We start from the raw sequence: 7,055 nt of genomic DNA on the forward strand, positions 1-7,055 counted from the left end.
CCGCCTACCATCCGAATCATTTTGTCCATTTTGTCACCTTACTTCATTGATGCTAATTATGAAAAGTACCTGTAATTTGAACGTATTTAGTATTAATATTTTATGTAAAAATAACATATAATCTTTTTTAAAAAATAATAAATTAGATATAATCAAATTTTTGATTACATTTCGGCTCTATAGAAATGCTCATTTGAACAATATATCTAAATTTGATGGTAGTTCCAGATTCTCAATCTGGAACAAAATACGATCATCCCCTTTGTGTTTCTGTGGGAAGTAATACTCAGGGGATTTATCCTTTTTAAATTATTAGGTTAAAATAAAAGCAAAAGTAACATTTCTACAGAGTCGTTTGGTTTATAACTTCATTTAGATTATTTCAACCCTGGAGATTTCAGGGAAATTCGGAATTCCCAATTTAATTTATTTTTATTTACAGGTACGAAATCACATCTGACCATCGCTTCTTTAAACTGCTTGTTCGTGATAAAGAAACCATCAGGTGATTGTTCAAATAAATTTTTAAGCGCATAACTAGTGTAATTTTTATTTGATGTTTTTTGTGGGACTATATTTAACATTATCCAATTATCCAGGGCTTTCTTTTGAATGTCGGGTAATTCGTATTCACTCATTTTACTCACTCATGTCTTTCATAATTTGGCAATAAAGTAACATTGAGCTGTACCTTGGTTTCCTTTACTTGGCGGATCGGGTTATCGCTCATGAAACGGCTATGTTATGCAGTCAAATAGTATATTTTCGAGTTTTCTCTCAAATTCTGAACTCATTTTGTGTTGAGGTGTTTTAATTGGTTCATAGAATCTGCCAAATGTACTGTATTTTTTATCGAATTGAAGTGTATAAACGCCTATTTTGCTTATGAATTCAATATTTTCTTTGTGATAGAATCCAGTTTGTCTGTAAACTATCTTCTCGTCATGGTCTTTAATTGAAAAATTATCATAAAGTCCAGCATATATGTGGTTTTTGTCAAAATCTCCCATTCCTAAAGGACTATCATTTTTAAACAGTATTATTAATGGATATTTCAATGGAGTATTTCCAATTTCGACTTCTTTTCTAAAAGTATTTAATTGTCGTCCTAGTTTTCTGTCTAAAGCGTTATTTATTTTATATCCTTGTCCCCCCTTACCTCCTAAGAATCCTATATGCGCTTCTCCATCTGGATTAACATGGCTTTCATAATCATAAAACGATGTAGCTATTTCAATTAGGGCTTTTTCCCTAGTATTCTTATCTTCAATTAGCAAATCTAAATTTGATTTGGATTCAGATATTGGACACTCTTCCGGTGTTATTTTAAAATAAGGTGCTAGTTTAGCGGTTACTTCTATTTCAGTCAATGTAGAATCATCTTTATTTGGATTCAAAAGATCTTCTTTGAGCTTTCTAGTGGGATTGGGATATGTTATTTGGTAGTCATTTATAATTTTGAATAGGCTTTCTAGGTAACTTTGATATATATAATTCGTAGTACCAAATGTCCTTGCTATAATACCTAGATTTTCTTGGTTTAACTGAGCTTCCTTAATTATATTGTCATACCCAACAATATTGCATAAGCATGGGGCTCTTTCTAGGTTTGACTCTAAATTTCTAATACTAAATTTATTTTCAATATTTGACATTTTACATAATCTCCATCAAAGCTTCTTTTTTTCTGCATTTTCTTGAAGGAGTTTAATTTTTAACCCACTGTTCGCTTTTCTCAGGTTTGAATATGAACCGCTCGTTTATGCATGTTTTCATTAGACTTTCTATTAAACATCTGCTTTTAGTAAGATCATATACAATTTTATAGCCTTTTATCAGTCAATTCTGTATTGTCCATTGTTTTCTCTCCTATGGGTAATGGGACACTTCAATAATGTTGTTTATCGCAGAGTTCAGATGTTCATTTTTCCATAGCTACCATTATTAGACTACATTATCATGCTTCATCTTGTTCTTGTTTGAAATGATGGCGATCTTGCGGGAGATGACGAGTTCTTTTAGCTCTTAGGAGAGCCTGTTGGCTTCTCTGTATGTTTCGACTATGAGCGGTTTTTCAGTGGGGTATTCCATCAGCAATTCTGTTAAAACATCCTTATATCCTGGCCTATACCCTGTTCCAGAGCTTTCTGGTATATCAAATTGGCAGTGACTATATCCTGCACTGCAAGCCCTGTGGAGTCAAAGATCGTGATCTCATCGTCCGACTCTCTTCCGGGATGGATGCCAGCCACTATTTCTCCAAGCTCGCAGTAGATGTCCTTTTCGGTGATCAGGCCTTTTGACAGTGGTACATTCACCTCACCGGAATGAGAAGCCTGCACCATATCATCTACTATCACTTTGGAACGTAGCAATAGCTGTGGGTCCAGTTCTTCCTTGCCTTTTGCATCCGCTCCTATGGCATTGATATGCGTGCCTTCACGCACCCATTCAGACCTGACAACCGGCTCCCTTACAGGAGTAGTGGTTACCAGAATATCACAGTCACACACATCCTTTATATTGTTCTTCTTAAGGAAGTCACAACTAATCAAGTGGCTCATGTCTTTCTCAAAATGATCACAGTGGCTCATGTTCCTGCAAGCCAGCTTCACTTCCTGTATATCCATTACCCGGGATAGGGCAAGTAATTGGGTACGAGCCTGCTCTCCTACTCCTACCATGCCGATAACATGCGAATCCTTCCTGGCAAGATATTTTGCGGCTACGCCTCCGGCAGCACCTGTGCGCATATCCGTAACGAATGTCCCGTCCATGATAGCAAGAGGTGCACCGGTCTGTGTAGAATTTAGTACGATCACTGCCATGACAGTGGGCAGGCCCTTCTCATGGTTATCGGGATGCACGTTTACTATCTTCACACCGGCAATATCTTCCTCTTCCATATACACTGGCATGGTACGCAGATCCCCGTTATGCTTTTCAAAATAGAGATACGATTTAGCAGGCATCTGCACTTTTTTAAGCCCATGCTGTCTGAAACCTTTTTCCACTGCCTCTATTGCGGACTGCATGTCCAGCAAGCTCTGCACATCAGATTGATCAAGCCATAGCACATCCATAGAAACATCACTTACGCAAATTTCTTGCCATATTTCTGGTATGCATGAGTAAAAAGGTTTGGCATTCAACAGGACCGGGTCATTGCATCCTGTCAATCTCATCCCAAGCTCAACTTGTCAGCTTTCTCCTGGTAATTTCGAAATAGTTCCTGGCTCCACTGCAAAGCTCGCGGGTCGAAGCTCATAATAATACGGTGGTCGTAGTGGCTGCTCTTGTTGAAGAAACACAAAAATAAAAAACGATCAGTTGTCACGATAGTGGCTAACCCTGATATCTCATCCGTTACAAAGATCTCTGTGTTCTCGTAGACTGATATTTTTTCCATCTGTTCAGCGTAGTCCTTTTGAAGTCTTTCAAGAACAGAAGGCGTAAGTATAAGGGAAACATTAACTCCCTGTTCCGCAAGTTTTGAGTAGATGGCTGGATATTCCGGATGGAAGTATGCGGTAAAAGCCATAACGAAATCCGATTTGAATATATTTTCCCTGAACTCCCTGGGGAACTCAAAAAGATAATTGAGATCCGGCTCGATAAGAAGATAATTTCCAAGTTCTCCAAGTCTTTTCAAAAGAGGCCAGGGTATACCCTTAAGATTACGAGTTAACCAGTATTCTCCATTCTCCTCAAAAACCTCTACAATATTGAGGTAAGGAAGCATATTCTCAACCAGCACCTGACCCATATCGGAAAGACGATAATTGTCATCTTCCTGAATAACAAGACCTGCCTCTTTAAGTTTCTTGATCTGGGGAATAATAGCAGTAGAAGTGACATTAAGGGCTGTCTTGATCTGGTCACGGTCTTTCTCCCCTTCCATAAGCAGAAGCAGGAGATTCTTTCTCTTTTCAGAGTTCAGCATGGTGTCTATCAGGGAAGCCTGCATTTATCCCTCACTATAATATACTATTAATCTTATCCTGTTCTGATCATAAGGAGTGCATGGTACAAAAACCAAACATTGAATTATGTACTCCCCTAGCATGAAACTCTTTCCTTATCCGTACTTTTCTGTACACTATGCCTGTATAGTGCCATTTCGATATTGGAACGCAGATCTATAGCCTTGAAAGGCTTCACAATATATCCATAAGGTTCCGTTATCTTTGCCCTTTCCAGCACCTTGTCGTCAGAGTAAGCTGTAAGATAAATAACAGGAATATCAAATCGTTCTTTGATCTCTTCTGCAGCCTCCACCCCATCCATATCTCCTTTGAGCATGATATCCATAAGGATAAGGTCGGGTAAAATGATCTCAGTCATTTTAACAGCCTCCTCACCTGTAGAGACAATAGCAGGCACTGCATAACCAAAACTCTTCAATTTTTTCTTTATGTTCAAAGCGATTATATTCTCATCTTCTACTATCAAAATTTTTACTTCTTCCACAAATCTCACCTGCTCTCAATTTATTTAAAGGTTATTGTAAACCTCGTACCTTCAGTTCCCTTAAGTTCTATGGTCCCGTCTATCTGGTCAACCAACGTGGTCACCAGCTGCAACCCCAATGACTCCGTTTCCCTGAAATTCACTTCTTCAGGGAACCCTGCACCGTTATCGCATACCACCAGTGTGAACTTGTCACCATCAAAGCTCAGATCTATAAGAATATCCCCTTTATCTCCTGGACTAAAAGCGTGTTTGAATGAATTGGAAACCAGTTCATTGACTATCATACCAAGAGGTATGGCCACATCCATGTCCAGAAAAATAGCATCTATGTGTATCCGAATGTTGATGTCTCCTGTATCCATCATGTAGGAGTGGGACAGGTCATTGACAAGTTTAATGATATAATCCGAAAAATCAATGCTCTCCATGTCTTCGGATTTGTACAGTTCCTCATGCACCAAAGCCATGGATATTACCCGGCTCTGGCTGTTCCTGAAGGCTTCAATTACCTTTTGATCCTGGAACTTATCAGATTCCAGGTCAAGAAGACTTGAGATCACCTGCAGGTTGTTCTTTATGCGGTGATGGATCTCCTTTTTACGGATCTGCTCTATCTGCCTGCGTTCGGTCATCATCTCATCCAGTGTTTCACGCGTCCTGTCTATGCCCTCCGTGAGTATCCTGAAATCCCCTTCGCCATGCACTTGTATACTATGTGAATAATCATTGTTCTGCACAGCGGTCAGTACGGAATTGGAATCCTTGATCATGGTATCGAGGGATTCGGCAAAGTTATCCAGTGTGTCCGCAAGCTGCTTGAACTCTCCCTGCACATCCAGTTTGGACCGTGTGTCAAGTTGTCCTTTGGCAAGTGCATTTGTCACCCGGATGGTATCTCTGACAGGTGTGATGACAGCATCCATTATCTCATTCAAACCCTGTGGTATTTCTCTAAAATCAATATCAACATCGGTTTTTGCCCGGGTGTCAAGCTTGCCATTCACAGCATCATTAGAAATTCTTTTAAAGCCATCTACGATCTGGTTAATGGGCCTTGTAACTGAAAGAGCTGTAAAATAAGCAGCCAGGCCCATAAAAATTACAGCTGCCATCGAGATGAACAGTAATTTTGTCTGCAGAGCTGTGACTCCTGCGAGCATCTCATCTTTTGGGACTACAAGCACAAAAGAGAAATTGCCTGTACGTATGGGTTCATAGAACATGACAACTATTTTGCCGGTATTTGGATCTATGGTTTCCACATGCCCGCTTTTGCCTTGTTTTATTTCATCTGCGGCATTCGATATTTCAGGTATGCCAAAATCGTATAGTGTTCTGTTGCCTATCCATTGTTTGTTATAAGGATGAGAAACAAGAATACCAGTGTTACCTGTCATGAAAGCATAACCGCTGTCAAAAGCTTTCACATTGCTGAGGATGTCATCAAGGTAGTACAGTGAAACATCAACACCTCCTATACCTATGAACTTTCTATCCTTCATTATGGGAGACACATAACTTACCATGAAAACACCTTCATAGTAATAAGGCTCGGTTAACACATCGGTCTGCAGCTTTTTTGGCAATTGGTAATAATCGGACGTATCGTAATAAAGCAGCGGATGAAGCTCAATTGGTCCTTTCATTTTGTTCCAGTAAGGTATAAACCGGCCGGTTGCATCATGCCCTGAAGCGTTCACATAGAAGCTGTCCTGATCATCAAAAGCATCTGGCTCATATGCTACATATGTACCCAGCAATGTAGGATGGCTGACAAGTATTTCACGCAGCATATTGTTTACTTCAGCTCTGTCAGATGAATCATAATTGCTCATGGAGGTGGCTATTGTTTTTGCGATAGCCTGATTTACTTCCATATCACCGTTGAACTCATTGGCATAGCTTTTTGCCATCTGAATTGCCTGTTGATATGCAAGTGCTTCTTCCTGAGTGGTCACTGTGGAAATGATCATGGCAGTTGTGCTGGCAAGCACCAGTAGCACACCTGCAACTATATACAGAATTAATTTGACCTTAAGAGAAACATCTTTCCATTTCATGAGTGATCGTATCGATTTTAATTGCATCCGGAATATCAGACTATTACACAACTGCTCTTATAACATCCTATGACTAATTCTGTCTTATAATCCCCGGTAATCAAGATTACAATGCTATTGTAATATTACAACATCATTGTAATGCATGTACTTAAGAGCAATATTATGTACTGATTTTAAAATTACGCTGCAATAGACGCATTTCATTCGGATTATGATATATAGCGCCTCATCGAAGAGAATAATCTATGCTTATTGATCACCGTGAAACTCTCAATAAGTCAGACTGGGTTAACAAGGAGGCAAAATCATGAGCAAAGAAGAGATGTTCAAGGAACTCTCAGATGCGATCATTTCCTGTAAAAAGGATGTAGTGATCGCTGCTGTGAACAAGGCAAAAGGCCAGGGAATCGCACCTGCTGAGATCATTGAGAAAGGTCTTGCAGCAGGTATGAACGAAGTTGGAGTGATGTTCGAGAGAGGCAAGCTGTTCTTACCTCATGTTATGATGGCAGCAGGTGC

7 protein-coding genes are annotated in these 7,055 nt (G+C 39.5%); 1 reads left to right on the forward strand and 6 read right to left on the reverse strand.

What is annotated here, in order from left to right:
- Nucleotides 1-377: 377 nt before the first annotated feature.
- The 6 genes from ACCM36_RS02350 to ACCM36_RS02375 all read right to left on the reverse strand — a co-directional run bounded on the left by ACCM36_RS02350 (nt 378) and on the right by ACCM36_RS02375 (nt 6,533).
- Nucleotides 378-638, reverse strand: coding sequence for a hypothetical protein (locus ACCM36_RS02350; protein ID WP_370572109.1), 261 nt, complete (start codon nt 636-638; stop codon nt 378-380).
- Between the two features lie 99 nt (nt 639-737).
- Nucleotides 738-1,655, reverse strand: coding sequence for a hypothetical protein (locus ACCM36_RS02355; protein WP_370572110.1), 918 nt, complete (start codon nt 1,653-1,655; stop codon nt 738-740).
- A gap of 447 nt (nt 1,656-2,102) precedes the next feature.
- Nucleotides 2,103-3,083 carry an alanine dehydrogenase gene (gene ala, locus ACCM36_RS02360; RefSeq protein WP_370572111.1) on the reverse strand — a complete coding sequence of 327 codons (981 nt, stop codon included), beginning with the start codon at nt 3,081-3,083 and terminating at the stop codon, nt 2,103-2,105.
- Nucleotides 3,084-3,181: 98 nt separating this feature from the next.
- On the reverse strand, nt 3,182-3,967 hold the full coding sequence (locus tag ACCM36_RS02365; RefSeq protein ID WP_370572112.1) for a helix-turn-helix transcriptional regulator: 786 nt from the start codon (nt 3,965-3,967) through the stop codon (nt 3,182-3,184).
- Between the two features lie 92 nt (nt 3,968-4,059).
- Entirely contained in the window at nt 4,060-4,470 is a 411-nt protein-coding gene (locus tag ACCM36_RS02370; protein ID WP_370572114.1) for a response regulator, read from the reverse strand.
- A gap of 20 nt (nt 4,471-4,490) precedes the next feature.
- On the reverse strand, nt 4,491-6,533 hold the full coding sequence (locus tag ACCM36_RS02375; RefSeq protein WP_370572115.1) for a histidine kinase dimerization/phosphoacceptor domain -containing protein: 2,043 nt from the start codon (nt 6,531-6,533) through the stop codon (nt 4,491-4,493).
- Between the two features lie 310 nt (nt 6,534-6,843).
- Between ACCM36_RS02375 and ACCM36_RS02380 the strand changes: the two genes are divergently transcribed.
- A partial coding sequence (locus tag ACCM36_RS02380; RefSeq protein ID WP_370572116.1) for a B12-binding domain-containing protein occupies nt 6,844-7,055 on the forward strand: 212 nt, incomplete at its 3' end.

Source organism: Methanomethylovorans sp., assembly GCF_041305605.1.
Classification (GTDB): Archaea; Halobacteriota; Methanosarcinia; order Methanosarcinales; family Methanosarcinaceae; genus Methanomethylovorans.